The organism is Duganella qianjiadongensis (genome assembly GCF_009857915.1).
Classification (GTDB): domain Bacteria; phylum Pseudomonadota; class Gammaproteobacteria; order Burkholderiales; family Burkholderiaceae_D; genus Rugamonas; species Rugamonas qianjiadongensis.
Genome location: NZ_WWCM01000003.1, coordinates 208963 through 233401 on the forward strand (window position 1 = coordinate 208963; position 24439 = coordinate 233401).

23 protein-coding genes are annotated in these 24439 nt (G+C 61.4%); 9 read left to right on the forward strand and 14 right to left on the reverse strand.

The features are described from left to right. Positions 1-32: 32 nt before the first annotated feature. A complete protein-coding gene (locus GTP27_RS06630) occupies positions 33-350 on the reverse strand; it encodes a hypothetical protein (RefSeq protein WP_161038390.1) in 318 nt (105 codons plus the stop codon). A gap of 203 nt (positions 351-553) precedes the next feature. Between GTP27_RS06630 and lpxC the strand changes: the two genes are divergently transcribed. Further along, the gene (gene lpxC, locus GTP27_RS06635) at positions 554-1489 is read left to right on the forward strand and encodes a UDP-3-O-acyl-N-acetylglucosamine deacetylase (protein WP_161038391.1); all 936 of its coding nucleotides are present in this window, start codon (positions 554-556) and stop codon (positions 1487-1489) included. 57 nt (positions 1490-1546) lie between these two features. Here lpxC and GTP27_RS06640 read toward each other — a convergent pair whose 3' ends face one another. After that, positions 1547-2026, reverse strand: coding sequence for a DciA family protein (locus GTP27_RS06640; protein ID WP_229633476.1), 480 nt, complete (start codon positions 2024-2026; stop codon positions 1547-1549). Positions 2027-2248: 222 nt separating this feature from the next. On the opposite strand from GTP27_RS06640, the gene secA reads away from it, so the two are divergent. Both secA and GTP27_RS06650 read left to right on the forward strand, forming a co-directional pair. Then, positions 2249-5035, forward strand: a complete 2787-nt coding sequence (secA, locus tag GTP27_RS06645; protein ID WP_161038393.1) for a preprotein translocase subunit SecA — start codon at positions 2249-2251, stop codon at positions 5033-5035. Positions 5036-5211: 176 nt separating this feature from the next. After that, entirely contained in the window at positions 5212-7029 is a 1818-nt protein-coding gene (locus tag GTP27_RS06650) for an AI-2E family transporter (RefSeq protein ID WP_161038394.1), read from the forward strand. On the opposite strand, the gene GTP27_RS06655 is transcribed toward GTP27_RS06650, so the two are convergent. The 3 genes from GTP27_RS06655 to GTP27_RS06665 all read right to left on the reverse strand — a co-directional run bounded on the left by GTP27_RS06655 (position 7026) and on the right by GTP27_RS06665 (position 10744). After that, a complete protein-coding gene (locus GTP27_RS06655; RefSeq protein ID WP_161038395.1) occupies positions 7026-9041 on the reverse strand; it encodes an ATP-binding protein in 2016 nt (671 codons plus the stop codon). The genes GTP27_RS06650 and GTP27_RS06655 overlap by 4 nt on opposite strands. A 76-nt stretch (positions 9042-9117) precedes the next feature. Beyond that, complete coding sequence (locus GTP27_RS06660; protein WP_161038396.1) at positions 9118-9525, reverse strand: type 2 periplasmic-binding domain-containing protein; 408 nt, start codon at positions 9523-9525, stop codon at positions 9118-9120. 13 nt (positions 9526-9538) lie between these two features. Next, positions 9539-10744 (reverse strand): porin, encoded by a 1206-nt coding sequence (locus GTP27_RS06665; RefSeq protein WP_161038397.1) that lies wholly within the window; start codon positions 10742-10744, stop codon positions 9539-9541. A gap of 333 nt (positions 10745-11077) precedes the next feature. Between GTP27_RS06665 and argJ the strand changes: the two genes are divergently transcribed. From argJ to GTP27_RS06680, 3 genes are read left to right on the forward strand one after another with little or no spacing between them, the layout of a single operon-like run. Next, positions 11078-12316 (forward strand): bifunctional glutamate N-acetyltransferase/amino-acid acetyltransferase ArgJ, encoded by a 1239-nt coding sequence (gene argJ, locus GTP27_RS06670; protein WP_161038398.1) that lies wholly within the window; start codon positions 11078-11080, stop codon positions 12314-12316. Position 12317: 1 nt separating this feature from the next. Beyond that, a complete protein-coding gene (locus GTP27_RS06675) occupies positions 12318-13190 on the forward strand; it encodes an ATP-binding protein (RefSeq protein WP_161038399.1) in 873 nt (290 codons plus the stop codon). Continuing rightward, entirely contained in the window at positions 13187-13588 is a 402-nt protein-coding gene (locus GTP27_RS06680; protein WP_161038400.1) for an NUDIX domain-containing protein, read from the forward strand. Before GTP27_RS06675 ends, GTP27_RS06680 begins: the two co-directional genes overlap by 4 nt. A gap of 33 nt (positions 13589-13621) precedes the next feature. Here GTP27_RS06680 and yacG read toward each other — a convergent pair whose 3' ends face one another. From yacG to GTP27_RS06700, 4 genes are all read right to left on the reverse strand, one after another. Next, positions 13622-13795 (reverse strand): DNA gyrase inhibitor YacG, encoded by a 174-nt coding sequence (gene yacG / locus GTP27_RS06685; protein WP_155434385.1) that lies wholly within the window; start codon positions 13793-13795, stop codon positions 13622-13624. Positions 13796-13803: 8 nt separating this feature from the next. Beyond that, on the reverse strand, positions 13804-14559 hold the full coding sequence (gene zapD, locus GTP27_RS06690; RefSeq protein WP_161038401.1) for a cell division protein ZapD: 756 nt from the start codon (positions 14557-14559) through the stop codon (positions 13804-13806). 61 nt (positions 14560-14620) lie between these two features. Beyond that, entirely contained in the window at positions 14621-15259 is a 639-nt protein-coding gene (gene coaE / locus GTP27_RS06695; protein WP_161038402.1) for a dephospho-CoA kinase, read from the reverse strand. 24 nt (positions 15260-15283) lie between these two features. Continuing rightward, positions 15284-16153 (reverse strand): prepilin peptidase, encoded by an 870-nt coding sequence (locus tag GTP27_RS06700; RefSeq protein ID WP_161038403.1) that lies wholly within the window; start codon positions 16151-16153, stop codon positions 15284-15286. A gap of 244 nt (positions 16154-16397) precedes the next feature. On the opposite strand from GTP27_RS06700, the gene GTP27_RS06705 reads away from it, so the two are divergent. Both GTP27_RS06705 and GTP27_RS06710 read left to right on the forward strand, forming a co-directional pair. Next, a complete protein-coding gene (locus tag GTP27_RS06705; RefSeq protein ID WP_161038404.1) occupies positions 16398-16592 on the forward strand; it encodes a hypothetical protein in 195 nt (64 codons plus the stop codon). After that, the gene (locus GTP27_RS06710) at positions 16567-16917 is read left to right on the forward strand and encodes a type II toxin-antitoxin system RelE/ParE family toxin (protein WP_161038405.1); all 351 of its coding nucleotides are present in this window, start codon (positions 16567-16569) and stop codon (positions 16915-16917) included. Before GTP27_RS06705 ends, GTP27_RS06710 begins: the two co-directional genes overlap by 26 nt. Here the strand turns inward: GTP27_RS06710 and GTP27_RS06715 are convergent. The 5 genes from GTP27_RS06715 to uraH all read right to left on the reverse strand — a co-directional run bounded on the left by GTP27_RS06715 (position 16895) and on the right by uraH (position 23369). After that, entirely contained in the window at positions 16895-18118 is a 1224-nt protein-coding gene (locus GTP27_RS06715; protein WP_161038406.1) for a type II secretion system F family protein, read from the reverse strand. The two genes, GTP27_RS06710 and GTP27_RS06715, sit on opposite strands and share 23 nt — an antisense overlap. 9 nt (positions 18119-18127) lie before the next feature. Then, positions 18128-19864 (reverse strand): type IV-A pilus assembly ATPase PilB, encoded by a 1737-nt coding sequence (gene pilB / locus GTP27_RS06720; protein ID WP_161038407.1) that lies wholly within the window; start codon positions 19862-19864, stop codon positions 18128-18130. Between the two features lie 173 nt (positions 19865-20037). Then, on the reverse strand, positions 20038-21327 hold the full coding sequence (locus GTP27_RS06725) for an HlyC/CorC family transporter (protein WP_161038408.1): 1290 nt from the start codon (positions 21325-21327) through the stop codon (positions 20038-20040). 149 nt (positions 21328-21476) lie between these two features. Beyond that, positions 21477-22985 carry a tetratricopeptide repeat protein gene (locus GTP27_RS06730; protein ID WP_161038409.1) on the reverse strand — a complete coding sequence of 503 codons (1509 nt, stop codon included), beginning with the start codon at positions 22983-22985 and terminating at the stop codon, positions 21477-21479. A gap of 30 nt (positions 22986-23015) precedes the next feature. Then, positions 23016-23369, reverse strand: coding sequence for a hydroxyisourate hydrolase (uraH, locus tag GTP27_RS06735; protein ID WP_161038410.1), 354 nt, complete (start codon positions 23367-23369; stop codon positions 23016-23018). 114 nt (positions 23370-23483) lie between these two features. On the opposite strand from uraH, the gene puuE reads away from it, so the two are divergent. Then, positions 23484-24437 (forward strand): allantoinase PuuE, encoded by a 954-nt coding sequence (puuE, locus tag GTP27_RS06740; protein WP_161038411.1) that lies wholly within the window; start codon positions 23484-23486, stop codon positions 24435-24437. Positions 24438-24439 lie beyond the last annotated feature (2 nt).

A 24439-nucleotide genomic window follows, 5' to 3' on the forward strand; every position in this document is an offset into this window, starting at 1 on the left:
ATTCCAGAATGACGGGCTGCTGGCGTCCGTTTTTAACCAGTGCGGGCTACATCGCAACCGGCAGATTGTTTTGTGCTGTCCTCGCGCAGTGAAATGCGCCAGATCGCCAGCAGCAGCAACGCCGCGATTACACCAAGTTCCCAGCTATCGGCAAGGTCCAGGCGGATGTGGAATAGGCGGTCCAGTCCGATCCGGACTGTGGTGTACAGCAGCGGGAGAAAGCTGAAGACGTTGCGCTTCACTTTCAGGTGCTTGCCGCACGCCGGGCATCGTGCCGAGCCGGTGAAACGTATAGCCGAGAGCAGCGAAGACGATATGGCTGCCTCGCCACAACATGGACATTTGCGCATTTTTTTCTCCTGAGACCTGTGCTGCGATTTGCCGGACCGTATGCTAGATAATGTAGTAATAATAGCATTTTTGCTTTTTTGAAAATACGTGAATTTTCATGTGGGAGGCGGCTAGTTATGCAAGCGCAACAGCTGCCACCTTTGCTTTACCGTTGGAAACACCGTTGACAGCGCGGCTAGGCTAACTTCGCTATAATCGTCAGATGTTAAAACAACGCACCATCAAAGAAATGGTCCGCACCACCGGTGTGGGCCTGCATTCCGGCACCAAGGTCGAACTGACCCTGCGTCCGGCCGCGCCGGATACCGGCATCGTATTCCGCCGCGTCGATCTGGCGCCGGTGGTGGAATTCCCCGCCAGTGCCATGGCCGTGGGCGATACCCGCATGGCGTCCGTGCTGATCAAGGATGGTGCGCGCGTTTCGACCGTGGAACACCTGATGTCGGCCTGCGCCGGCATGGGGCTGGATAACCTGTATATCGACGTGAGTGCGGAAGAAATTCCCATCATGGACGGTTCGGCTTCGTCGTTCGTGTATTTATTGCAACAGGCTGGCGTGCAGGAGCAGGAAGCGGCCAAGAAGTTTATCCGCGTGCTCAAGCCGGTGGAAATCCGCGAAGGTACGGGCGACAAGGAAAAATGGGCCCGTCTGACGCCCTACAACGGCTTCAAGCTGGACTTTTTCATCGAATTCAATCATCCAGCCGTGGATGGCACCCAGCAGCGCGCCGAAGTCGATTTCGGCGATGTCTCGTATGTGCACGATGTGGCGCGGGCCCGCACCTTCGGCTTCATGCAGGACGTGGAAATGCTGCGCGGCATAGGGCTGGCCCGTGGCGGTTCGCTGGAAAACGCCATCGTGATGGATGAATACCGCATCCTCAATGCAGATGGCCTGCGCTACGACGATGAATTCGTGCGCCACAAAATCCTCGACGCGATCGGCGACCTGTATCTGGTCGGCCATCCGCTGCTGGCCAGCTATGAAGCCCATAAATCGGGCCATGCGCTGAACAACCAGCTGCTGCTGGAACTGCTCAAGCATCCCGATGCCTACGAGATCGTCTCGTTCGGTTCGGAACAGGCGGCACCCCCATCGTATCTGCGCCAGATGGCGCGCGAGTGGGCGCTTACCTGAGCTAAGCTGGGCGGTGTCGGTGCGGTGACGCAGCCTGCTGGCGCTGCGCCAGATCATTCAGGGTGTGCGGCGGCGCGCCACCATGGCTTTCAGCGCTGCGATCAGCGGCCCGTTCTGGGCGCTCGGCTCCAGCGTGTCGCCCAGCTGGTCGAAGGCATCCACTGCCGCCTCGGATAGCGACAGGGCGCGCATAGGCTCTTTGATTTCGGCCGCTTTCACCATCTGTACCCGCAATTTCACCTGATCGACCTGCCAGCCCCGTCTGGCCAGGGTCTCCTGCAGCTTGGGGATCTGCTGCTTGAGCTTGGCCGCCAGCGCCGCATTGGGCAGGGCCAGCGTCAGCACATTCTGCTCGTAGGCCAGAATTTCGCAGTACTTGAACATGGCGGGCAGGGCGGCGGCGCAATCTTTCTGCAGCGAGGCCATGCGTTCGATGGCGGGCAGCAGGGTGGCCATGCGGTCGTCGCGGCGCAGGAAATCCGTCGCTTCCACGGCGGTGCGGCGTTTGATGGTCAAGTTGGAAGAGTTAAAGCGCATGGGGCGCAACATATCACAGCAGCAAAAAAACGTCACGGCAATGGAAAATCTGCCCAATTTATGACTTTGTTCATGCCTGAGCTATTGTTAATCAGGCCAATACCCCAATGTAGACGCGGTCGCATGATAAAATCATGGTCTTTTGCCATAGTCGAATAGCGAGCGCTAGGGCACGCACTCCCTTCCGGGCTTTTTTAACGGCGTTTTTTCAAGAATTCAAGCATGTCATTACTGACCCAGATTTTCGGTAGCCGCAACCAGCGGCTGCTCAAGCAATACCAAAAAACGGTACGCGAGATCAATGCGCTCGAGCCGGCCATGGAAAAACTGTCCGACGCCGAGCTGCAAGCGAAAACCCCGGCTTTCAAAGAACGCATTGCGCAGGGCGCCAGCCTGGATTCCCTGCTGCCCGAGGCCTTTGCCGTCTGCCGCGAAGCGAGCAAGCGCGTGTTCAAGATGCGCCACTTCGATGTGCAGTTGATCGGCGGTATGGTTTTGCATTATGGCAAGATCGCCGAAATGGGCACGGGGGAAGGTAAAACCCTGACCGCTACCCTGCCAGCCTATCTGAATGCGCTGTCGGGCAAAGGCGTGCACATTGTTACCGTCAATGACTATCTGGCTCAGCGTGACGCCGACACCATGTCCAAGCTGTACGGCTGGCTGGGGCTGAGCACCGGTATCAACCTGTCGCAGATGGAGCACAGCGCCAAGCAGGCTGCTTACGCTTCCGACATCACCTACGGCACCAACAATGAATTCGGTTTCGACTACCTGCGCGACAATATGGTGTTCGAAGCGCGCGACCGCGTCCAGCGTGCGCTCAACTTCGGCATCGTCGATGAAGTCGATTCGATTCTGATCGACGAAGCCCGTACCCCGCTGATCATTTCCGGTCAGGCCGAGAACCATACCGACCTGTACTACAAGATCAATGAAGTGCCACGCCTGCTGACCCTGCAGATCGGTGAAGAAACCCCGGACGGCAAGGGCAAGGTGGAAGTGCCGGGCGATTACACCAAGGATGAAAAAGCCCATCAGGTGCTGCTGACCGAAGCCGGTCACGAAAAAGCCGAAGCCATCCTGACCCGTATGGGCCTGCTGCCGGAAGGCGCTTCCCTGTACGACTCGGCCAATATCTCGCTGGTGCACCACCTGTATGCAGCGCTGCGCGCGCACGCGCTGTACTTCAAGGATCAGCACTACGTGGTGCAGAACAATGAAGTGGTGATCGTCGACGAATTCACCGGCCGTCTGATGACGGGCCGGCGCTGGTCCGATGGCCTGCATCAGGCGGTGGAAGCCAAGGAAGGCGTGAAGATCCAGAACGAGAACCAGACGCTGGCCTCGATCACCTTCCAGAACTACTTCCGTATGTACGCCAAGCTGGCCGGCATGACCGGTACGGCCGATACCGAAGCGTACGAATTCCAGGAAATCTACGGTCTGGAAACCGTGGTGATTCCGCCTAACCGTCCATCGCAGCGTAAAGACCGCCACGATCAGGTCTACAAGACCTCGGCCGAGAAGTACAACGCCATGATGCTGGAAATCCGCGAATGCTACGACCGCGGCCAGCCTGTGCTGGTGGGTACCACGTCGATCGAAAACTCGGAACTGCTGTCCGGCATCCTGACCAAGGGCGGCCTGCCGCACAATGTGCTGAATGCGAAACAGCACGCCCGCGAAGCAGAAATCATCGCCCAGGCCGGTAGCCCGAAAGCCATCACCATCGCCACCAATATGGCGGGCCGTGGTACCGACATCGTGCTCGGTGGTAACGTCGAAAAACAGATCCAGTTCATCGAAGCCAATGCTGCGCTGAGCGATGCCGACAAGGCTGCCCAGGCGCAAGCGCTGCGCGATGGCTGGCAGGCGCTGCACGAACAAGTGGTGGCTGCAGGCGGTCTGCACATCGTCGGTACCGAGCGCCATGAATCGCGCCGCGTCGACAACCAGCTGCGTGGCCGTGCCGCCCGTCAGGGTGACCCGGGCAGCTCGCGCTTCTTCCTGTCGCTGGACGACCAGTTGCTGCGCATCTTCGCGGGCGACCGCGTGCGCGCCATCATGGATCGTCTGAAGATGCCGGAAGGCGAACCGATCGAAGCAGGCATCGTGTCGCGCTCGATCGAATCGGCCCAGCGCAAAGTGGAAGCGCGTAACTTCGATATCCGTAAGCAGCTGCTCGAATACGACGACGTGGCCAATGACCAGCGTAAAGTCATCTACCAGCAGCGTAACGAACTGCTGGAAGCGGTCGATATTTCGGAACTGATCGATTCGCTGCGCCACGGCGCCTTCACCGATCTGGTACGCGAATACGTGCCGCAGGAATCGGTGGAAGAGCAGTGGAATCTGGCCGGTCTGGAAAAAGCCCTGGCCGCCGAATGGCAGATCGAACTGCCGCTGCGCGGCCTGCTGGAAACCGAATCGAATCTGAACGACGAAGACATTCTGGAACGCGTGCTGGCCGCAGCCGATGCGCTGTACCAGTCGAAAGTGGATATCGTCGGCAAGGAAGCTTTCGCCGGTTTCGAGCGCAACGTCATGCTGCAGAGCGTGGACAGCCACTGGCGCGAACACCTGGCCGCACTCGACCATCTGCGTCAGGGCATCCACCTGCGCGGCTATGCGCAGAAGAATCCTAAGCAGGAATACAAGCGCGAAGCGTTCGAACTGTTCGGCCAGATGCTGGACATGATCAAGCAGGAAGTGGTCAAGCTGATCATGACGGTACGCATCCAGTCGCGCGAAGAAATCGATGCCGCCGAAGCCGCCATGCAGCAGTCGCACGTGGAAAACGTCAGCTACCAGCACGCCGATTTCAACCCGAACGCCGCACCGGAAGAACTGCTGGCGCCAGCGCCGGCCATCGCCGGTCTGCCGCCGGAACTGGCTGGCCTGACGGGCGAACAGTTGATGGAACTGGGCCTGAAAGTGGGCCGTAACGATCCATGCCCTTGCGGCAGCGGCAAGAAATACAAAGCTTGCCACGGCAAGCTGGCTTAACTGCGCGCTGCTGGCGCCATGCGCTAGCAGCGTCCAGCAAGCTCACCCGGCCCGGTACTGCCTGTCAGTACCGGGTTTTTTTTCATCCGTGTACGTGGTACAGACGGGGCGGGGCAGTGATTTGCCCCGGCGAATGAATTAAACTAGTGGCATCCTATTCTGCCGCCCCCTAACTCATGTCCAGCCCGTCGTCCCTCGCCGCGCGCGTCAGCGCCAATTCTGTCGTCACGATTAGCTGCGTGCTGGCGCTGCTGTATTTCGGCCGCGATGTGCTGCAGCCAGTGGCGCTGGCCGCCATCCTTAGCCTGCTGCTGGCGCCCATGCTGCAGGTGCTGGGCCGCTTCGGCCTGCGCCGCCTGCCGGCCATGCTGGTGACGCTGGCGCTGGCCGGCGTGTGCGTGGTGGGCACGGCCACCGTGCTGGCCACCCAGTTGCTGCGCGTGTCGGAAGACTTGCCGCAGTACCGCGCCGCCATCCAGATCAAGATCGATCAGGTGCGCACGGCCGTGGAGCGGCCGTTCGCCCATATGCAGGACAGCTTCGGCCATATCAGCCCGCTGGCGCCGCAGGGGGCGGAGGGGCAGGACGTGGCAGCGGCGGGGCAGAATCTGGCGGCCGTGCCGCGCACTGATCTGCTCAGCGACCTGACCAGCAAAGTCTGGGGGCCGCTAGGCGAGACAGGGCTGGTGCTGGTGCTGCTGATCTTCATGGTGCTGGAGCACGAGTCGCTGCAGGATCGCCTGATCCGGCTGGCCGGCCAGCGCGAGATCGGCCGCACGGCGCGCGCGCTGGCCGATGCCGCGCAAGGGGTGGCGCGCTTTTTCTTCTCCCAGTTCGTGGTGAACGCCGCATTCGGCATCGCCATCGGCCTGTCGCTGTGGGCCATGGGCCTGTCCCATGCCGTGCTGTGGGGCACGCTGAGCGCCGTGCTGCGCTTTGTGCCGTATCTGGGCGCACTGGTGGCAGGTGCCCTGATTGCCGGCTTTGCCGCTGCCGTCGATCCAGGCTGGCAGTTGGCGCTATCGTGTCTGCTGCTGTTCGGCGTGCTGGAGCTGCTGGTGGCGAATGTGGTGGAGCCGAATGTGTATGGCCACAGTACCGGCCTGTCGCCGCTGGCGGTCATGGTGTCGGCGCTGTTCTGGGGTACGCTGTGGGGACCGATAGGCTTGCTGATGTCGACCCCGCTGACCGTCTGTCTGGTGGTGGCGGGGCGCCATGTGCCAGCGCTGGAATGGCTGGCGATACTGCTCGGGCAGGCGCCCGATGTGACCGGCGCTCAGCGCTTCTACCAGCGCGCCCTGAATGGCGATACGGGCGCGATACTGCGCGATGCGCGGCCTTTCCTGCGCCGTACCAGTCTGGCGCGCTACTGCGATCAGGTGCTGTTGCCGGGGCTGGCGCTGGCAGGCGCCGAAATACGGGCCGAACTGATAGACGCCAGCCAGCGCGAGCATCTGCGCCGCACCGTGGCGGAAGTGGCGGAAGCGCTGGCGCCCAGCGGCGTGACGCGCGCCAAACGTTGTCAGGTGTCGCTGCTCGATGCCAATGTGGGCGCCCATCTGCGCCATCTGCGCGAAGCCCGGCTGGGCCGCTGGCAAGGCTCGCTCGATGTGCCGCAGCGCTCCATCATCCTGTGCGTGAGCCGCGCTACCGAGCGGGAAGAACTGGTGAGCGAACTGCTGGCGCGTGCGCTGCGCGAAGCCAGCCATGATGCCCGTTCCGTCGTGGTGCCTATCCCGCCCGAGGAGCAGGACCCGGACAAGGCCGATCTGGTGTCCACCCTATTCATTCCGTATCCGACCCGCGAGTCGCTGCCGGAATGGATAGTGGTGGTGGACGAACTGCGGGCCAATCTGCCGCAGGCTTTGCTGGCCACCATACGGCCTACGCTGGAAGATGATTTTCCTGCGCAGGCCAGCGTGCAGCCGCACGTGGACATGGTGCTGCGCTCGTTCGAGGAAGCGCTGGCGTTTGTGGCGCCGGGGCGCAGCTAGTTGCCCTGGCTGCCGCTGTGGTGATTGCTGTTGCGCTGGGGCGCGCAGCGCGGCAGGATCATGCGCACCGTGGTGCCTGCACCCAGCGTGGAATCGATGCTGATGCGGCCACCGAGCACGCCGGTCACCACGTTGTAGACGATGTTCATGCCTAAGCCCGTGCCACCCTGACCCATCTTGGTGGTGAAGAAGGGATCGAACACGCGGCGCAACACGTCTTCCGCCATGCCGGCGCCGTCGTCGGCAAACATCAGGCCTATGGTGGCGCCATCGACCACTTCGGCGCGGATGGTGATGTGGCCGCCTTTCTGGTGTTCGAAAGCGTGGTTGAGCGCATTGTTGATCAGATTGTTGAGCACCTGATACAGGGCGCCCGGATAGGAATCGAGCATCAGCCCTTCCATGATCTGCAGCCGCACCTCGCATTCGGCGCGGCGCAGGCGCGGCATATAGGTAGCCACCGTGTCGTGCACGGCCGAGAGCAGATCGAATTCGCGCCGCTGGTCGTTGGTCTGGTCCACGGCGATCTGCTTGAACGAGGAAATCAGTTCGGCGGCCTTGTGCAGCGAGCCCGAAATCAGCTCGCTGGCCATGCGCACTTCTTCCAGATGGGTGAGCAGTTCCGAGCGGCGCAAAGCCCCTGCAGCCACGCGGCCATCGAATTCGATCACGCGGTCGCGCAGCGAAGTGGCAGCCAGCAGGCTGTTGCCGATAGGGGTATTGAGTTCATGGGCGATGCCGGCTACCAGCGAGCCGAGCGAAGCCATTTTTTCCGCCGACAGCAGTTCGCTCTGGGTCATGCGCAGGGTCTCCAGCGTAGCCTGCAATTCCGTATTGGCCCGTTCCAGCGCTGCCGAACGTTCCTTGACGCGCATCTCCAGCGAGAAGTTGAGGTCCTTCAGTTCGCGCTTGGCATTGAGTTCTTCCGTCAGGTCGAGCAGGGCCCAGATGATGGCATCCTGTCCGTCCAGCGTGAGCGACGAAGACCAGATCGCCACGCTGCCCACGCTGCCATCGGCCAGCAGCACGCCGGCCACGTCGCCGTGCACGGCGCCATCGTTCTGGTACATATTCCAGATGCGCTTGCGCTCCGCCGTACTGGCCCAGAAGCGCACTTCTTCCGAACGTTTGCCGATCAGCGCATCGACCGACTGGCCGAAGGTTTCCGTCACGGCGCGGTTGGCGGCGACGATGCGGCCGCTGCGGTCGGATACGGTGAGCGGCAGGGGCGCCATATCGAACAGGGTTTTAAAGCGTTCTTCCGATTCCAGCAGGCGCTGCTGCGACTGCTCCAGCTGGTTTATGCGTTCGCGCAGCGCAGCGCTCAGCGTATTCAGAGTGCGGGTGAAGACGGTGATTTCGTCGTTGCCCACTTCGGGCAGGGTGTTGCTGTAGTCGCCCATGACCATGCGGGTCGATTGCCGGCTCAGTACATTCAGGCGGCGCGCGATGCCCTGGGTGACGAGGTAGAACAGCAGCATGCCCAGCATCAGCCCGGCCATGGAGATCACGCCGCCCTGCCACATCACTTCATCGCGCGCCTGTTTCAGGTCGCTGGTGGTGATGCCGAAATTGATCGAACCGATGTGGTTATCCACCAGCAGCAGGGGCGCACGGGCGTGCAGCAGGTTGTCGCCGAGTTCGGTGCGCACGCCTTTGAAGGCGGTGCCGCCGCCATTGCGCAGGGTGGCGGACAGCTGTGCCGGAGGCTGGCCCACGGACAGGATGGCTTGCTGCCGTTCGTCGAGGATGACCAGATAGCGCAGATAGCTGTCGGCCGGGTCGGCCAGCATTTCGGCCAGATGGCCGCGCAGCTGCGGCAGGCGGCCGCCGGTGGCATAGGGACTGAGGGTGAGATTGAGGGCTACGGCATATTCCTGCGCAACCCGCTCGGCGTTGGCGCTGACGGCGTTGTTCATCAGGCGCAGGCTGTTCCAGATCAGCAGGCCCACCACCAGCGTGGGGATCAGGGCGCTCAGGAGCAGGAATTTCGCACGTAGTGTGAGACTCAAAACGGGCACTCCTCGGTCTGGCCGGGAGTGCCTGCCCGCGCAGGCGTGCGGCTGCGCGGGCGATCCTACCGGGGGGTTAAGGCAAGGTCAGAATTACTTTCACAGTGTCATCAACTGCCGCTTTATCAATATAACCGATTGCTTTCGGATCGGCAGCAACTGCTTTCTTCACCTCGGCACTATTGGCATATTCTTTCGGCGGCGTGGCTTTACCGGTGAACACCAGTTTCGACCACAGCGCTTTTACCTGGGCCGGGTCCTTGTCGGCGATCTTCTGGTAGAACTCGGCACGGATGTGCGAGCTCTCCGGCTGGTCGACCGGGGTGAACAGGTTGGATTTACCGAGGAAGAACTGGGAAGCCTGTTCCGAGAACATACGGGTGGCCGGGTTCTTCTGGCTAACGATCACTACGATTTCTGCCGATGCAGGCAGGGCTGCCATGGCCAGTGCCGACAGCAGCAGGGAGGTCATCAGTTTATGCATGGAGGGCTCCGGATTAGAAGACGAAGTCGAGCGCAGCGCCGACCACGGTAACGGTGTTGGTATAGCCTGCCGCCGGGGCGAAGATCAGGGTGCCGGCCTTGGTCTTAGGCTGGACGCGGTCGATCTGCACTTTCAGCGCCATCGATTTGGCGAAGTCCCAGCGTACGCCGATCAGATCGTTCTTCTGCTCGGCAGCTGCCATCAGGCCGGCCACCGGCGTACCCAGTGCGCCGGTTTTCGGGAAGCCGGCCGGCAAGGTGACGGAGTGGCCGGCATCGCGCACGGCAGCGTGGGCGAAGTAAGGCAGCACTTTGCCGATGCGGTAGCCGGCCATCAGGTACCACGAAGTGGTGTCAGGCACATACACAGGCTCTTTGGCCACGCGCATGGCCACCTCGGCCTGGGCGACGACATTGTTCCAGTCCATGGTGCCGCCCAGCGAAGTGAAGGCGATTTTTTTGCCCTGAATCAGGGAGAGATCGCTGCCCAGCTGGGCGAAGCCGACCTTGGCCAGCGTGCTGGTCAGGGTATTCACGGGGCCCAGATCGTTGCTGGTCATCTTGATGCGGGCATGGGCCAGTCGCACGCTGAACGGACCGTATTCGCCGCCCACGCTCAGACCGGCCGACGGTGCGCGATAGGTGGCCACGGTGGCGGCAGCGGGAACGAACAGCTTGCCGCGGCTCACGCCGGCATAGCCCGAGGTGGTGAAGTTGAAGTCGCCGAACGCATGCTGGTAGGTGACGTCGGCGCCATCGACGGCTTCGATCGGTGCCTGGGCGTACATCTCGACCGGCGGACGCATCATGGTGTTGGCGTAGCCCACGTTCTGGTATTCCGAGATCAGGAAGGCTGGCAGTACCACGCGCCCTACGCGCACATTGGTTTCATCGTTGACGCGGGCTTTCAGGAAGGCCCAGGTCAGGTCGGTGGTAAAAGTGGGGCTGGTGTTCTTGCGGGTCAGAATCTGGGCCGTGCCGGACAGCCAGTCATTGATCTTGTAGCTCGCTTGCAAGCCCAGATTGGAGTCCAGACCGATTTTGGCCTGATCTGCCACGCCTTCAGCCTGGTTGTAGCGGGTGAACTGGGCCTGATCGGTATTCGATTTGGCCACGCCCAAGGTGCCGAAGCCGCTCAGGCTCAGGTTGCCGTCGTCGAGGGTGCCGGCCTGGGCTTGCATGGCGGCGAACAGGGCTGCGGCTAACAGAGTTTTGTTCATGAGTAGGGTTCCTTGAAATTGTTGTCGTTTGTATGCAGCTTGAACGATTTTGTCGTCACAATCGTCTCTTGAGATGCGGGGGTACGGCATTCCAGCTCTTATTTAAGCGCTTTTAAGTGTAATATGGAAATTTCTTTCGATAAATGTGCACGATCGTGCTAAAAATCTGTCGTTTTTCTGCGAAAGATGTTTATTTTTCAAATCAATTCAATAACTTGTCAGACCTCATTTGCGTGCGTTATCAACTGCGCCGCAAGTATGGCTGGCCTGCGCCAATTGCCGCCCGAGGGATTACAATAGCGGCTTCCCCTTTACCAACACGAGAACACTGAAATGGCCGTTAATTCCCCTCTGCCCGTCGCCGCCGAACTGAAGCCAGTCAACGGTATCGAAATCGGTTATGCCGAAGCCGGGATTAAAAAACCGAACCGCAAAGACGTACTGGTGATGAAGCTGGCGCCGACGGCCACGGTGGCCGGGGTGTTCACGCTTAACCGCTTCTGCGCCGCCCCCGTGCAGATCGCCAAAGCCCATCTGGCGGCCGCGCAAACCACCGGCCAGCCCATCGTGGCGTTGCTGGTCAATACGGGCAATGCCAACGCCGGTACGGGCGAACTGGGCCTGTCGCTGGCCAACCAGACCTGCGCCGCGCTGGCGCAGCAGCTCGGTTGTGCCCCGGCCCAGATCCTGCCGTTCTCGACCGGCGTGATACTGGAGCCGCTGCCGGCCGATAAAGTGATCGCCGGTCTGCCACAGGCCGTGGCCGGTCTGAAAGCCGATAACTGGTATAACGCGGCGGAAGCCATCATGACCACCGACACCCAGCCCAAGGCCGGTTCGCGCAGCGTCACCATCGCCGGCCACAGCGTGACCCTGAGCGGCATCAGCAAAGGCGCCGGCATGATCAAGCCGAATATGGCCACCATGCTCGGCTATCTGGCCTTCGACGCCAAAGTGGCGCAGCCGGTACTGGACGTGCTGGTCAAGCAGGTGGCCGACCAGTCGTTCAACTGCATCACCATCGATGGCGATACCTCGACCAATGATTCCTTCATGCTGATCGCCACCGGCGCCGGCACGCTGGAAGTGAACGCGGTCGATAGCCCTGAATACGCCCAGCTGGCCGCTGCCGTGACGGAACTGGCGGTGTTCCTGGCGCAAGCCATCGTGCGCGACGGCGAAGGCGCCACCAAATTCATTACCGTGACGGTGGAAGAGGGCAACAGCATGCAAGAGTGCCGCAAGATCGCCTACTCGATCGCCCATTCGCCGCTGGTGAAAACCGCCTTCTTCGCATCCGATCCGAATCTGGGCCGGATTCTGGCGGCGATCGGTTATGCCGGCGTGGATGATCTCGACGTCAGCAAGCTCAACCTCTACCTCGACGACGTATGGGTGGCCAAGAACGGCGGCCGCAATCCCGACTACAAGGAAGAAGATGGCCAGCGCGTCATGCAGCAGAGCGAAATCACCGTGCGGGTGAAACTGGCGCGCGGTGCGGCGCAGGCCACCGTGTACACCTGCGACCTGTCGCATGACTACGTCAGCATCAACGCCGATTACCGTTCCTGATATGACGACGCCACTCGAGCAGTTCCTGGCCCGTGCCGAAGCCTTGCTGGCGCGGGTGGAAGCCGTGCTGCCGGCCGTGCCGCGCGAGCCGGACTGGCGGCTGGCCCATGCTTTCCGCTGGCGCAAGCGCAGTAGCGGTGGCGCCGGTTATCTGCAGGCGGTCAGCCATCTGGCGCCCATCGCGCTCGACGATCTGCAGCACATCGGGCCGCAGAAAGAGCAGATCGAGCAGAACACCCGCCAGTTCGTGCAGGGCAAGCCGGCCAACAACGTGCTGCTGACGGGCGCGCGCGGCACCGGCAAATCCTCGCTGATCAAAGCCTGTCTGAACCAGTTCGGCGCGCAGGGGCTGCGCCTGATCGAAGTGGACAAGGCAGATCTGGCCGATCTGCCCGATATCGTCGATCTGGTAGCAGGCCGCCCCGAGCGCTTCGTAATCTTCTGCGACGACCTGTCGTTCGAGGAAGGCGAGAGCGGCTACAAGGCGCTCAAGGTGGCACTGGACGGCAGCATCTCGGCGCAGTCGGACAATGTGCTGATCTATGCCACTTCCAACCGGCGCCATCTGATGCCGGAGCGGATGTCCGATAACAGCAGCTACCGCCATGACGAAGACGGCGACCTGCATCCGGGCGAAACGGTGGAAGAAAAGATTTCGCTGTCCGAGCGCTTCGGCCTGTGGCTGAGCTTCTACCCGTTCAAGCAGGATGACTATCTGGCCATCGTGGCGCACTGGCTGGCCACGCTGGGCTGCACGCCCGCGCAGGTGGAAGCGGCGCGGGCCGACGCTTTGCGCTGGGCCCTGCAACGCGGCTCGCGTTCGGGCCGGGTGGCGTGGCAGTTCGCCAAGGACTACGCAGGTAAGCACGCATGAGCGATATCGTCGATGTGGCAGTAGGCGTGCTGGTCAAGCCGAATGGCGATGTGCTGCTGGGCCAGCGTCCGGCAGGCAAGCCGTATGCCGGCTACTGGGAATTCCCCGGTGGTAAGGTCGATCCCGGCGAAACCATTTTCGCCGCCCTGCAGCGCGAATTCATGGAAGAGCTGGGCCTGACCATCCATAGCGCCGAGGAATGGTGCGGGGTCGAGCATGTGTATCCGCACGCCCATGTGCGGCTGCATTTCTACATCAGCCGCGACTGGCAGGGCGAGCCGCAGAGTCTGGAAGGGCAGGCGTTTGCATGGCAGGGTGCAGTCGGCGTGGAGCCGCTGCTGCCGGCCACCATACCACTGCTGGCCTGGCTGGACGAACTGCGCTATCCGGCTGCGTAGTCGGCCTGCAGCGCGGGCCGAGACCGGCGCCGCTTATTCTTGGTCCAGCGGGTCTTTAGGCGGGGCCGCCGGAATCGCGTACTTTTCTTCGGCCCAGGCGCCCAGATCGATTTTCTTGCAGCGTTCCGAGCAGAACGGGCGATAGCGGTTGGCGGGCGTCCATTCAACTTTGGCGCCGCAGGTCGGGCAATCAACTACGGTGGTCATGACTTGCTTTAGAAGTTACACAGGGTGAGTTCGAACGGTACATCGTCTTCCAGCGGCTTGGGTTTCAAGTCGCCATCCTGCGAAGTAAAGCGTACCCACAGCATGTATTTATTGGCTGATACTTCAGGGATGGCGCCCATTTCCTCGTCCAGAGTGAGGCGCAGCATCTGGTAGACCTTGCCTTGAAGCATCTGCTGGTAGCTGCCCGAGACGGCGATCATTTTCACGGCGCCGCCCGAATCGCGCAGCAGGCGCAGCACCAGACCCAGCGCGTCGAACAGGGGCGCCAGCGGGGCAAACCAGTTCATGATGTCATTGTAGCGCAAGTCGGCCGGACGTTTTTGCCATGCGTAGTAGGACGGCAGGTCGAATTCGCAGGCGCCGCCCGGAATGATGGTACGGCCCCGTATGCTCATCAGCCATTCATTGTCGCGCACGTTCTGGCCCGTCTTGCCCTGGGCATTGACGAGGGCCGTGCTGACGCCATCGAGTTCTTCCAGTATCGCGTCCAGCGTTTCAGCCTGCACATTGGGGTTCATGCGGTAGCCGAGCAGGGTCTGGCGCTGGCGTTCCAGTTCCTGCAGCAGATCGGATTTCAGATCGGCCCGGCCAGCCACTTCCAGCATGTCGAAGATCGTCGCCAGCGCCACATGATGCTGCATGGGATGGTCTTGTTGCACAAAAAATTTAAATTTCTCGTACAGGTCCTCTAATCGCAACAACGTGCGGATGCGCTCGTTGAATGGATATTCGTAGACGATCAAAATAACATCCCTTTAGGTGGACTTGCGTGAATCCTGTGATTTTGAAGCAAGCCAAGCAAAATTACAAACATTGTGCAGTGTTTGTGGCGCTTCTTTTCGAAATCGCCAGATATAACTCGTGCAAGCGGGTAATTTGCGGGGCCAAAGCCGTGACATCGCTAGCGTTGTCGATCACATCGTCGGCCGCGTCCAGCCGCTGCTGGCGGCTGGCCTGATTGGCCATAATCGCCAGAACTTGCTGTTCTGTTAAGCCATTGCGCGCCATCACGCGCGCTACCTGCACGCTTTCCGGACAATCGACGGTGACAATGCGGCTGACCCGCTGGCGCCAGGTGCCGGACTCTACCAGCAGTGGCACGGCAAAAATCACATAGCTGCCCGTGGCCGCTTCGGCGGCAGCCAGTGCGGCATCGCGGATGCGCGGGTGCAGGATGGCTTCCAGCCGGGCTTTGGCGCTGGCATCGCTGAATACCAGCTGGCGCATGCGGGCGCGGTCCATGGCGCCGCTGGCGTCGGCAAAATCGGCGCCGAATGCGGCCACGATGGCGGGCATGGCGCTGCCGCCCGGTGCCGTCAGGCTGTGGGCGATCTGGTCGGTATCGATCACGCTGGCACCCAGGGCGGCGAACTGGTCGGCCACCGTGGTTTTGCCGCTACCGATGCCGCCTGTCAGGCCTATGGCAAAGTTCAATCGGGACATTTGATATAGCTACCTCAGCGCTGCTTAACCGAACAGCTGGCGCATCACGAGCGTGACTTCGTGGCCGTGCATCATGGCCAGCAGACCGGCGATGGCCAGATAGGGGCCGAACGGAATAGGCTGGTTGCGGCCATGGCGGCGCAACACGATCAGGCTGATGCCGACCACGGCGCCGACCAGCGACGATAGCAGGATGATGGCAGGCAGCATGGTCCAGCCCATCCACGCTCCGAGGGCCGCCAGCAGTTTGAAGTCACCATAACCCATGCCTTCCTTGCCTGTCGCTAGCTTGAACAGCCAGTAGATCGCCCACAGCGCCAGATAGCCGGCGGCGGCACCGAGTACCGCCTCGTGCAGGGGCACGAACATCTGGTTGACGTTGAGTAGCAGACCCAGCCACAGCAGGGGCAGGGTAATGTCGTCCGGCAGCAGCTGGGTATCGAGGTCGATGAAGGTGAGGGCGATCAGCGCATACAGGAACAGCAGGCAGGACAGGCCCATCCAGCCGCTGCCGAAGCGCCATACCACGCCTGCCGACAGCAGGCCGGTCAGCAGTTCGATCAGCGGATAGCGTGCCGGGATAGGGGTTTTGCAGGCGCTGCAGCGACCGCGCAGGAACAGATAGCTGAGTACAGGGATATTTTCCAGCGCCGTGATCTGGTGGCCGCACTGGGGACAGGCCGAGCGCGGCAGCATCAGGTTGTAGCGCTCCGTGTGGGGCAGGGGCTGGCCGCTTTCCGACGCCACATAGTTGTCGGACTCGCGCTGCATCATTTTGGGCAGGCGGTGGATCACCACGTTAAGGAAGCTGCCGAACAGCAGGCCGAACAGTCCGGCGACGAGGCTGACGGTCAGCAAACCGGCAGGAGCAAACAAAAAGGACGTATCAGTCATAGCAGGGGCCGGAAGAGAAAGATAGAGGAATTGAAGGGATATATTAAATCATCGGAGAAATATTGCTAAGCGGACAGAGTCGCAGGATGATGAAATACATCAAAATCAGCTGTCTAATTTGTGCTAATCTCAAAAATCTCGGGGGCAAACCATGAAACCACACACTATAGTACCGCCGGCTAGCTTTCTTCCAGCGACTATGGATGAACTGCTTAAGCAACTACTGTCTACCCGGAAGCCAGTCATGCTGAGCGTCGATGGGAAAGTGCAGGCGGTCGTGCAGGACATCGCCAGTTTTCAACAGACGCAGGAGCAACTTGCCATGTTGCGCATACTTCTGGCTGGACAACAGCAGATAGCGGCAGGAGACGTGATCGACCACGAAAGCTTCTTTGCTGAGTTACAGGCACAGGATGCCGAAAAAACCATCGCGGATTAAATGGACGAATGCAGCACGTGATGATGTGCTGCAAATCCGCCGTTATCTGCAAACTCATGTTTCGTCAGCTTACGCCACCAAAATTACTGAGGAAATCCGCCGCGCTGTGTTGCTGTTAAAGCAGCGCCCCGATCTGGGACACCTAGTCCCTGAACTGGCCGGATTAGGACTGCATCACTTTCGCCAGATACACGCTGACCAGAATCGCATCATTTATGCATCCTGCGGCGATGTGCTCTATATTCATCTGATCTGTCACGTCCGTATGGATCTCGCGGCCTTACTGGCGCGGCGCTTTAACCTTACACCACCGAGCCCAGTTTGAAGATGGGCAGGTACATGGCCACCACCAGACCGCCGATCAGCACCCCCAGTATGACCATGATGGCCGGCTCCATCAGGCTGGACAGGGCCGCCACCGCTTCGTCCACCTCGTCTTCGTAGAAGTCGGCCACCTTGCCCAGCATGGCGTCGAGCGAGCCCGATTCTTCGCCTATGGCCACCATCTGCGTCACCATATTGGGAAACACTTCGGCATTCTGCATAGCCACGGTGAGGCTGGTGCCGGTGCTGACTTCGCTCTGGATCTTGCGGGTGGCGTCGAAATACACGGCATTGCCGGCCGCGCCGCCCACCGAATCGAGCGATTCCACCAGTGGTACACCGGCCGCGAACATGGTGGCCAGCGTGCGGGTCCAGCGCGCAATGGTGGCTTTGCGTATCACTGCACCGAAGATGGGCAGGCGCAGCAGGAGACGGTCCATGAAACGCTGCATCTGCAGCGAGCGCTGCCAGGCGCGGAAGAAGAAATAGATGGCGGCAAAAGTGCCGCCGAAGATCACATACCACCACGCCACCACGAATTCCGACATGGCCATCACGAACAGCGTGGGCGCAGGCAGATTGGCGCCGAAGCTCTTGAACACTTCCTTGAAGGCGGGCACCACCCAGATCATGATGACGGCCGTGACGATGAAGGCCACGGCCAGTATCGAAATCGGATACATCAGCGCCGATTTGATCTTGGCCTTCATGGCCACAGTCTTTTCCTTGTAGATGGCCAGCCGCGTCAGCAGGTCTTCCAGTATGCCGGCCTGTTCGCCGGCGCCCACCAGATTGCAGAACAGCGGGTCGAAATACAGGGGGAATTTGCGGAACGCCTGATTCAGGCTGGTGCCAGTCTCGATATCGGCGCGCAGGTCCATCACCATTTTCGACACGGAGGGATTGGCGTGGCCCTTGCCGACGATGTCGAAGGACTGCAGCAGCGGCACGCCGGCCTTCATCATGGTGGCCAGCTGGCGGGTGAACAGGGTGATGTCCTTGTCGGTGATTTTCTTGCCGCTGCGGTAGGCCTTCTTCCTGACCTTGGTCACCATGATGCCCTGACGGCGCAGCGTCACGTTCACCACGGCCTCGCCGCCGGCGCGCATTTCGCCGCGCACCGCCTTGCCGCTCTTGTCGCGGCCTTCCCACGCGAAGATCGCTTCCTTGACCTGATGGCCTGCGTTGCCCGAAGTTGCCATGACAGTGTCCTATTCGTTGGTACAGCCGAGCACTTCTTCCAGACTGGTCAGCCCGCTCTTCACTTTGAGCAGGCCGGACTGGCGCAGCGATTTCACGCCTTCCTTTTCCGACTGGGCAGCAATCTGCATGGCATTGCCATGGGCCAGTATCAGTTCTTCGATGGCCGGTGTGATGGGCATGATCTGGTAGATGCCCACCCGCCCTTTGTAGCCGCCGCCGTTGCAGCGCTCGCAGCCGACCGGGCCGTAGGGCTTCCAGGTGCCATCCAGTTCTTCTTCGCGGAAGCCGGCCTTGCGCAGCAGATCGGGCGAAATGTCGACCGGCTGCTTGCAGCTGCACAGGCGCCGCGCCAGCCGCTGGGCCGTAATCAGGATCACCGAGGAGGCGATATTGAACGGCGCCACGCCCATATTCATCAGGCGGGTCAGAGTGGACGGCGCATCGTTGGTGTGCAGGGTGGAGAACACCATGTGGCCGGTCTGCGCGGCCTTGACGGCGATGTCGGCCGTCTCCAGATCGCGGATCTCGCCCACCATGATGATGTCCGGGTCCTGGCGCAGGAAGGACTTCAGCGCCACGGGGAAGGTCAGTCCCGCCCTTTCGTTGACGTTGACCTGATTCACGCCGGGCAGATTGATCTCGGCCGGGTCTTCCGCCGTCGAGATGTTGATGCCGGGCTTGTTGATCACGTTCAGGCAGGTGTACAGCGACACCGTTTTGCCCGAGCCGGTAGGGCCGGTCACCAGCACCATGCCGTAAGGGCGCTGGATGGCGTCCAGCAGCAAGGCCTTCTGGTCCGGATCGTAGCCCAGTGCGTCGATGCCCATCTGCGCCTGGGTGGCGTCGAGTATCCGCATCACGGTCTTTTCGCCGAACAGGGTGGGCAGGGTGGAGACGCGCAGATCGATGGTCTTGGTGGGCGAGACAATCAGGCGCATGCGGCCGTCCTGCGGCACGCGCTTTTCCGAAATATCGAGCTTGGCCAGCACCTTGATGCGCGAGACCAGCTTTTCCTTGATGGAGGTGGGCGGCTGGGCGTGCTCGATCAGCACGCCATCGACGCGGAAACGCACGCGGTAGAATTTCTCGAACGGTTCGAAGTGCAAGTCGGACGCGCCCATGTGCACGGCATCCATCAGCATCTTGTTGAGGAAGCGCACCACGGGCGCATCTTCCACATCGTTGGCGCTGGGGTCGGTGGCCGCATTGGCCTGTATCGTGTCCTCTTCCTCGGCAAACTCGATATCGGCCTCGTCGCCGGCCAGTTCGCTCAGGGCCTGTTCGTTATCCTTGTTCAGCCGCGCCAGCAGTTGCAGCAGGGCGTCGTGGGCGACGATGACGGGTTCGACCGTGGTCTCGGTCTGGAACTTAATCTGGTCCAGCGCCTGCGTATTGGTGGGGTCGGAAATCGCCACCGACATGCGGTTGCCGCGCTTGGCCAGCGCAATCACGCGCTGCGCCTGCATCAGCCGGCTATCGATGATCTTGGCGGGCAGGGCGTCGAGATTCAGCGCCTGCACATCCATGAGCGGATAGGCAAAAGTCTCCGAGCAGAACTGGGCCAGGCTGGTGGCATCGATGGCGTGGCTATCGAGCAGCACATCGATAAACGCCTGCTTTTCCGTGATGGCTTTTTTCTGCAGCAGTTCGGCCTGCACGGCCGAGAGCCGCCCGGCCTGCATCAGGGCACGCGCCAGTCCGGGCATGGAGGCGCCGGACGCGGAACTGGGAAGAACGGCTGCCATAAATGTCGGTCGAATCGGTCGGAAAGTTAGCCCAAACGGGTGGCGGGGAGTTGCGGCGAATTCCTGAAATGATGCTCTAGGGAATTATTTTTGTAAAGCCGCTTCTCGTCGTTTGTCGCTGCTAGGGACTGATTTTACTCGCCAACGTTGTGTTTGGCGCAAGTTCGAAGGCTTTAGTGTGCCTGTTTTTGTGGCAGACGTATCAGCTTGACCACTTTAATCGCCTGATCGTGCGCCTGCACCACTTCAACGATGCAAGGATCGAGTTTCAGGCTGATGGGGGCGTCCGGGATTTCCTGCAACACTTCCAGCAGCAGGCCGTTCAGGGTTTTCGGTCCATCGAGCGGGAAGTTCAGGCCCAGCCGCTTGTTAATGTCGCGCAGCGCCGTGGCGCCTTCCAGCAGGCATTCGCCCTGTTCCGACCAGCCGAAACTATCGGCGCGGGCGGCACCGGGCATGGAAGTGGTGAACTCGCCTATCATCTCTTCGATGATGTCGTCCAGCGTGACCAGACCCTGCACCTCGCCGTATTCGTCGACGATGATGCCGAGGCGTTCGCGGTTTTCCTGGAAATACTGGAGCTGGGTGAATACGCCGGTATCCTGCGGGATGAAATAAGGGGCGCTGAGCAGTTTGCGGAAGTCGTCCACGGTCAGTTCGTCGTCCTGATTGAGCAGGGCTACGGCCTTGCGCACATGCAGGATGCCGACGATGCGGTTGATTTCGCCTTCGTACACGGGCAGCTTGTTGTGATAGCAGGTGGTCAGCTCGCGCTTGATTTCTTCCACGCTCAGTTCCAGATTCAGCGCTTCGATCTGGGCGCGCGGCGTCATCACGTCTTCGACCGATATGGTTTCCAGGTCGAATAGATTGAGCAATATGCTTTTGTGCTTCTGCGGCATGAAGTGGCCGCCTTCGAGCACGATGGAGCGCAGCTCTTCGGGCGACAGACGGGCTTCGTGGGCGTGCGCGCCAGCTTTGATGCGGAACAGCTTGAGCACCAGATTGACGAACAGATTGACGAACCAGATCACCGGCTTGGCCAGTCCCATCAGGGGCTTAAGCAGCATGCTGGTGGGCAGGGCGATGCGTTCCGGATAGGTAGCGCCGATGACTTTCGGGCTGATTTCGGCGAATACGATGAGCAGGAAAGCCACCACGCCGGTGGAAATGGTGATGACGTTGTCGTCATGGCCGAACGATTCGATGGCGATGGCGGTCACCAGCGCGGTGGCCATGGCATTGATCAGGGTATTGGCGATCAGCACCAGCGACAGCAGCTTATCGGTGCGCTCGAGCAGCCACAGGGTAGTGATGGCGCGGCGGCTGCCCCGTTTGGCCAGATGGCGCAGGCGATAGCGGTTGGCCGCCATCAGCGCGGTTTCGGCCATGGCGAAGAAGGCCGAACAAAGTATCAGGAGTGCGAGGGCAAGGCATTCTGCCCAGAACGGCACGGTATCCAAGGGTCACCGTCAAGAAAACTGCAAAGGAAACTGGCCAGCCGGAGTAGCGGCAGCACAGGCGGCATGGCTTAACAACACAGCCACAGAACTTTTCATTCTAAGGCAAGCCGACTATCGATGCAACTTTGGCCATGGTATGGCGCTCTGCATCAGGCTTTTTGCAGCAGCAGGGCCAGTGCAGCGATGGGCGCGCCGTTTTCCTCGCGCGCGGTGAGCTGTTCGCTGGCCAGTAGCTGCAGGCCGCTGGCGCTGGCCAGCCGCGTCAGGTAGTCCAGACTGTGGGCGTAGCGGTTGGAGGCCTGCAGGCGATAGTCGCCGCTGCTGGCCGCTTCCACCGAGAAGCAGAAATAGCCCGCCGTGCGCAATGCCTGCGATATGGCGGCAAACACAGGCGCCAGATCGCCGATATAGACGAAGACGTCGGCCGCAATGGCCAGGTCCCATGCGGCGGACTGCCCAGCCATATAGGCCAGCAGGTCGGCGCAGTGCAGCCCGTCATATAGCTGGCGCTGGGCGGCTTTTTCCAGCATCTGTGGTGACAGGTCCACGCCGTGCAGGCTGCGTGCCAGCGGACGCAGCGCCGGTGCGCACAGGCCGGTGCCGCAGCCCAGATCGAGGATGTTCAGTGCCGCATCCGGTGGCAAGTGCTGGGCCAGCAGGCGTGCCAGATGGGCCGGGGTCTGGTAGTCGAGCACTTTCAGCAGGTGTTCGTCGAAATGGTTGGCATACTGGTCGAACAGGTTGCGCACGTAGTCGGCCGGCAGGCTGGCCGGTGCGGCGCCGGCGCCCACCGAGGCCAGCGCAAACGCCACGGTTTCAGCCTGTTCGCCGCAATCCAGCGCGCTGCGGTAGGCCTGTGCCGCCTCGTCGTGGCGCTGCATGGCGCGCAGGGTGTTGCCGCGTGCCGTGTGCCATTGCGGCTGGCCCGGGTTGATGCTCAGGGCACGGTCGTAACTGTCCAGCGCCGCTGCCAGTTCACCCAGACGGTGCAGTGCCGCGCCCTGTGCGGCGTAGGCTTCGGCCCAGCCGGGGCGCAGATAGAGAGCACGGTCGAAGCTTTCCACCGCTTCCGCCAGCCAGCGCAGGCAGTGCAGGGCATGGCCGCGCGCCAGCCAGGCGTCGGCATGGCGGTCGTTCAGATTGAGGGCGGCTTCGGCAGAAGCCAGCGCTTCCATGTAGCGGCCCAGATCCTGTAGCGCGATAGCGCGGTTGCTGTGTGCTTCCACATAGCGCGGCTGGTGCTGCAAGGCTTGCTGGTAGCTCGCCAGCGCCGCTTCAGTCTGGCCGAGGCGGCGCAGGGCGTTGCCGCGATTGCTCCATGCCATGGCGTAATCGGCTTGCAGTGCCAGTGCCCGTTCGTAGCTGGCCAGCGCTTCGGCAGGGCGGCCCTGATCCATCAGCGCCACGCCCAGATTGCAGTGGGCTTTGGCTTGCTGCGGGTCGAGCGCCAGCGCTTGGGTAATCAGTTCGATGGCCTGTGCCGCGTCGCCCTGCTGGCGGGCGATCACGCCCAGCAGGTGCAGGGCGTCGAACTGCTGCGGCTGTAGGGCCAGTACCTGCCGGTAGTAGGCCTGCGCTTCGCGCAACTGTCCTTGCTGGTGGTAGGCCAGCGCTTGCTGGAGCAGGGAGGCGGTCAGCGCCGAGTCGGTAGAGGTCATGGGCGCTTATGTTAGCGCCTGATGCCGTTTTCAGCTACCGCGATAGGTTGAATAAGCCCATGGCGACACCACCAGCGGCACGTGGTAGTTCTGCTCGGGACTGGCGATGCCGAAGGCCAGCGTGACTTCGTCGATGAAACGGGGCTCGGGCAGCTCGACCCCGCGCGCAGCGAAATAGGCGCCGGCAGCGAACACCAGCTCGTATTTGCCGGCTACCATGCGCTCGCCTTCCAGCAGTGGCGCGTCGCAGCGGCCGTCGGCATTGGTGACGGCCTGCGCGCGCAGCTCGCGGCCCTGCGGCGTGACGGCGTACAGGGTGACCTGCACGCCGGCGCCCGGCTTGCCGATGCTGATATCGAGAACGTGGGTACTGAGTTTGCCCATGGCGTGTCCTATATTGGTAGGTGATGAGTGTCTATTATGTAAATCATATACTGGACGGCCGCTAGCCATATATGATTGCAGATATATTACACATAGACTGGCCGCCCCTGCGACATGAATACTTACGACCACTATCCGCGTGACCTGATCGGCTACGGCCCCCAACCACCCCATGCCCTATGGCCGAATGGCGCCCGCGTGGCGCTGCAGTTCGTGCTCAATTATGAAGAGGGCGGCGAGAACAATGTGCTGCACGGCGATGCCGGTTCCGAGACTTTCCTGTCCGAGATCATCGGCGCGGCCTCGTTCAGCAACCGCCACATGAGCATGGAGTCGATTTACGAATACGGCTCGCGCGCCGGTCTGTGGCGTTTGCTGCGCATGTTCGAAGAGCGCAAGTTGCCGCTGACCATCTTCGGCGTGGCCATGGCGCTCAAGCGCCATCCCGAGGCCGTGGCGGCGTTCCGCCAGCTGGGGCACGAGATCGCCTGCCACGGCCTGCGCTGGATCAGCTACCAGAACATGGACGAAGCCACCGAACGCGCCCACATGCAAGAGGCAGTGGCAATCATCCGCGAGCTGACGGGCAGCGCGCCGCTGGGCTGGTACACGGGGCGCGATTCGCCCCAGACCCGCAAGCTGGTGGTCGAGCATGGCGGCTTCCGCTACGATGCCGACAATTATGGCGACGATCTGCCGTTCTGGCAGCAGGTAGCTTATACCGACGCCAACGGGCTGGCGGCGGTGGCGCCGCAGCTGATCGTGCCGTACACGCTGGATACCAACGATATGCGCTTTGCTGCTGCGCAGGGCTTCAATTCCGGCACGCAGTTCTTCGATTATCTGAAAGATGCCTTCGACGTGCTGTACAGGGAAGGCGATCCGGCTGGCCTGAACCAGCCCAAGATGCTGTCCATCGGCCTGCACTGCCGTCTGGTAGGCCGGCCTGCGCGCGCTGCCGCGCTGGCGCGTTTCCTCGACTATGTGCAGCAGCACGATAAAGTATGGATCACGCGCCGTATCGATATTGCCGAACACTGGCATACCACGCATCCTTTTACCGTGTGAGG

Coding starts and splice junctions, on each gene's coding strand:
- GTP27_RS06640 (WP_229633476.1), bottom strand. CDS start 2,026: ATGCGCTTTAACTCTTCCAACTTGACCATCAAACGCCGCACCGCCGTG.
- GTP27_RS06730 (WP_161038409.1), bottom strand. CDS start 22,985: ATGACCTCTACCGACTCGGCGCTGACCGCCTCCCTGCTCCAGCAAGCG.
- GTP27_RS06660 (WP_161038396.1), bottom strand. CDS start 9,525: ATGCATAAACTGATGACCTCCCTGCTGCTGTCGGCACTGGCCATGGCA.
- GTP27_RS06700 (WP_161038403.1), bottom strand. CDS start 16,153: ATGACTGATACGTCCTTTTTGTTTGCTCCTGCCGGTTTGCTGACCGTC.
- pilB (WP_161038407.1), bottom strand. CDS start 19,864: ATGGCAGCCGTTCTTCCCAGTTCCGCGTCCGGCGCCTCCATGCCCGGA.
- GTP27_RS06665 (WP_161038397.1), bottom strand. CDS start 10,744: ATGAACAAAACTCTGTTAGCCGCAGCCCTGTTCGCCGCCATGCAAGCC.
- GTP27_RS06650 (WP_161038394.1), top strand. CDS start 5,212: ATGTCCAGCCCGTCGTCCCTCGCCGCGCGCGTCAGCGCCAATTCTGTC.
- secA (WP_161038393.1), top strand. CDS start 2,249: ATGTCATTACTGACCCAGATTTTCGGTAGCCGCAACCAGCGGCTGCTC.
- GTP27_RS06630 (WP_161038390.1), bottom strand. CDS start 350: ATGCGCAAATGTCCATGTTGTGGCGAGGCAGCCATATCGTCTTCGCTG.
- argJ (WP_161038398.1), top strand. CDS start 11,078: ATGGCCGTTAATTCCCCTCTGCCCGTCGCCGCCGAACTGAAGCCAGTC.
- coaE (WP_161038402.1), bottom strand. CDS start 15,259: ATGTCCCGATTGAACTTTGCCATAGGCCTGACAGGCGGCATCGGTAGC.
- uraH (WP_161038410.1), bottom strand. CDS start 23,369: ATGGGCAAACTCAGTACCCACGTTCTCGATATCAGCATCGGCAAGCCG.
- GTP27_RS06715 (WP_161038406.1), bottom strand. CDS start 18,118: ATGGCAACTTCGGGCAACGCAGGCCATCAGGTCAAGGAAGCGATCTTC.
- GTP27_RS06705 (WP_161038404.1), top strand. CDS start 16,398: ATGCTGAGCGTCGATGGGAAAGTGCAGGCGGTCGTGCAGGACATCGCC.
- GTP27_RS06675 (WP_161038399.1), top strand. CDS start 12,318: ATGACGACGCCACTCGAGCAGTTCCTGGCCCGTGCCGAAGCCTTGCTG.
- yacG (WP_155434385.1), bottom strand. CDS start 13,795: ATGACCACCGTAGTTGATTGCCCGACCTGCGGCGCCAAAGTTGAATGG.
- puuE (WP_161038411.1), top strand. CDS start 23,484: ATGAATACTTACGACCACTATCCGCGTGACCTGATCGGCTACGGCCCC.
- GTP27_RS06710 (WP_161038405.1), top strand. CDS start 16,567: ATGCCGAAAAAACCATCGCGGATTAAATGGACGAATGCAGCACGTGAT.
- GTP27_RS06680 (WP_161038400.1), top strand. CDS start 13,187: ATGAGCGATATCGTCGATGTGGCAGTAGGCGTGCTGGTCAAGCCGAAT.
- lpxC (WP_161038391.1), top strand. CDS start 554: ATGTTAAAACAACGCACCATCAAAGAAATGGTCCGCACCACCGGTGTG.